At 49.5% G+C, this 3,180-nt stretch carries 4 protein-coding genes; all 4 read right to left on the reverse strand.

The window, feature by feature from the left end; translation table 11 throughout:
- Window positions 1-349 (reverse strand): aldolase/citrate lyase family protein (locus tag DWY84_RS08865; protein WP_243024805.1); only part of this gene is annotated, 349 nt, incomplete at its 3' end.
- Window positions 349-648, reverse strand: coding sequence for a citrate lyase acyl carrier protein (citD, locus tag DWY84_RS08870; protein ID WP_118532484.1), 300 nt, complete (start codon window positions 646-648; stop codon window positions 349-351). The genes citD and DWY84_RS08865, both read right to left, overlap by 1 nt.
- A gap of 277 nt (window positions 649-925) precedes the next feature.
- Complete coding sequence (locus DWY84_RS08875; RefSeq protein ID WP_118532486.1) at window positions 926-2,326, reverse strand: citrate:proton symporter; 1,401 nt, start codon at window positions 2,324-2,326, stop codon at window positions 926-928.
- A 130-nt stretch (window positions 2,327-2,456) separates the two neighbouring features.
- The coding region (locus DWY84_RS08880; RefSeq protein ID WP_279220324.1) for a citrate lyase subunit alpha at window positions 2,457-3,180 on the reverse strand (724 nt) is incomplete at its 5' end.

Consider the following 3,180-nt stretch of genomic DNA (forward strand, 5'->3'; position numbering starts at 1 on the left):
CTGCCAGCACATGCTCCTCTACGGTATGTACGTCCTGCGCGGTCTCGGTCTTTGCGATACGGATGGTATCAGCACCGCCTGCCACGCAGACGCGGATATCTTCCTTCCAGTGCGGGGTGTCCAGTCCGTTGATGCGGACAACGCGCTCAACTCCGCGGTAATCAATTTCCTGCAGCGCATGGTACAGGGAGTATCTTGCTGCATCCTTCTGGTTCTCTGCCACTGCGTCTTCCAGATCCAGCATGATGGAATCCGGTCTGTAGATGTACGGATCCTTGATCAGGCCCGGCTTCTGGCAGTTTAAGAACATCATGGAACGTCTCAGTCTTTTTTTATTCGGATGGCTCATTATTTAATTACACCTCCCCATGGAAGATTCTCAGTGATATCGTTGGAACGGTATACTGCGCACTCAACACGTGCCTTTAAGGTGCAGTCCAGAGCACCCTTGTCCACTACGGTTACCTTTGCGTCTTTTACATCCAGACGGTTCAAGGTTTCCAGGACGGTTGCCTTGATCTGTTTTCCAAACTGGTGAATCACACTGCTCTCGATGGAAAGCTCTACGGTACCATTTCCCGGCTCTACGGTTACCTGGGCGTCGCTGGACTCCAGGGTTCCTGCCATGGCAGCTTTCTTAACTTCCATAACTAAGTTCCTCCTTGCATTTAAGTGATTTGTTTTATTTCTCGTCAACTTCACTAAAAACAGTGTATCATCACAGATACAATTGTGCAAATACTTAAAGAATTATACTGAATATAATTTTTTTGTTATGTGATTATAATAACAATCTAAATTTTTCATAAACTCATCCCTATTGATATCATTTTCCCGATAAAAAAAAAGAGAGACTTTCACCGGCATTTTCTGCCAGTGAAAATCTCTCAGTTTCGTTTCTTTTATAGTGATACAGATTCCACAATTACAGCGGAAGGATTCCCAGAACTGCTGCAAACAGCATGCAGAGAATGGAGAAAATCCATACATAGCCAAAGGATGCCTTGATGTGATCCTTGATATCCACATCAGCAAGACCGATACCAAGCAGGGTTGCCGGTACCATCGGGCTGATGAAGGTTGCACAGTTACGGCATACAACCATAGCTACGGCGATCGGGAATGCCTCTACACCGAAGGATGCGCCGATTGCGATCATAACCGGGAGCATTCCATAGAAATAAGAGTCGGTATCGAAGCAAAGTGCTAACGGTACGGACAGAATACCAATTACCAGCGGCAGATGCTGTCCCAGTGCTGCCGGCAGGATCATGGAAATGATACCAGCCATATTGGATACAACAGAGGTCTTCATCATCTCAACACCCGGCTTTGCAATGACTGCTGCGCCGTCTGCATTGAAACCATATACCAGAACACCCATCAGAACTGCCGCGCCCATCAGGGTAGAGCACATCATCAGAGCCGGACCTGCATGACGGTTGATCATCTTTTTCTGCATCTTGATCGGAGTGTAGTTTACCAGCAGTGCTGCTGCTACGCCGAGCATGAACGGGAAGTAGCTCGGGAACTGATCCCATACTAACATCGCGATTACGGCGATCGTTAAGCAGATATTGAATGCGAACAGCTTCGGTCTTGCATACTCATTTTCATCAGCCTGATGCTGAGCCTCTTCTGCTGCCTCCTCTACGCTGGACTGCTGTGCCAGCTTACCATTCAGGCCTGCGCCTCTCTTCTTCTCCTGGATACCTGCGAATACTGCATGTGCCAGACAGAGAATGATACCAAAAATCTGGATCGGGATCAGTCTGCCCCAGAGCTGTCCAGCCTCCATACCCAGTACAGATGCCGCACGCATGGTCGGGCCTGCCCAAGGCATCAGGTTTAAAACACCCATGGCCAGAACCGCTACACGAAGCAGTGTGGTTTGTCTCATGTGCATCTTCTTATAGACCGGAAGCATCGCCGGAACTACGATCAGGAAGGTGGAAGCACCGCCGCCATCCAGATGGCCGATCAGGGCGATCAGGGCTGTCATAACGGTTACACCGATAACATTGTCACCAACGTGTTTCATCAGCTTGTTGATGATAACATCAAACATACCGGCATCGGTCATAATACCGAAGAACAGTACAGAGAATACAAAGAGTGCTGCGGTCGGGCCGGTGCTCTTAAAGCCGCCCTTGATCAGATCGCCGATCTGCTCGATGGAATAGTATCCGCCAACTACCAGGATCAGAGCCAGGATGGACGGAAAAATAATGAATGCCATACTCGGCATGGTTTTACTCTTGAACAGAGTTACAACAAGAGCAATGATACAGGCAAATCCTAAAATGCCTACTACTAATTCTGACATATAATTTCCTCTATATTATGTGTAAGTGTTGTTTTGTTACCGGTCCGGCCAGAGATTCCCGGCTCTGGCCGGATTCAAAAGCGCTTATCCTGCGAAATCAGCTTGCTGCCTCATCCGCTTTTGCATAAAATCAATCCTGGAACTCATAGTCCTTGATCTCACGGACAACATCCAGCACCGTGCCGTCACGGCTCTCGATGATACCAACCACACGGTCACCGAACTGTACCGGATCCGGCTCGCCTACGATGCCATATGCCTTGTCACGCAACTCCTCGATGGTGCAGAACGGAAGCTTTACATCCTTCATGCACTCGATCAAATCCTGTCTGCGCGGGTTAATCGCGATACCGTAATCGGTAATGACAACATCCACGGTCTCGCCCGGAGTCGTTACGGTGGTTACGTTGGTACAGATAGCCGGGATTCTCCCCTGCAAAAGCGGTGCGATGACGATGGTGCACTTTGCGCCTGCTGCGGTATCCGGATGTCCGCCCTGGGCTCCGGTGATCATGCCGTCGGAACCTACGACTACATTACAGTTGAAGTTTACATCAACCTCAAGGGATGCCAGGATCACGAAGTCAAGCTTGTTGACGTAAGCACCCTTGTTGAACGGATCTGCATACTCGGATGCGGAGATCTCGATGTGGTTCGGATTGGTCTTGATGGACTCAATGGCACCCATATCGAAATCCTGGGTATCTACGATCTTGTCGATGAGACCCTTCGCAAGCAGGTTGCACATCGGGGTGGTGATACCGCCGAGGCCAAGTCCCATCTTAATGCCGCGTTCTTCCATGATCTTTCCAAGAGAGATGGTGGATGCGATGGACGCACCGCCGACACCGGTC

The organism is Clostridium sp. AF27-2AA, assembly GCF_003478505.1.
Lineage (GTDB): Bacteria > Bacillota > Clostridia > Lachnospirales > Lachnospiraceae > Brotaphodocola.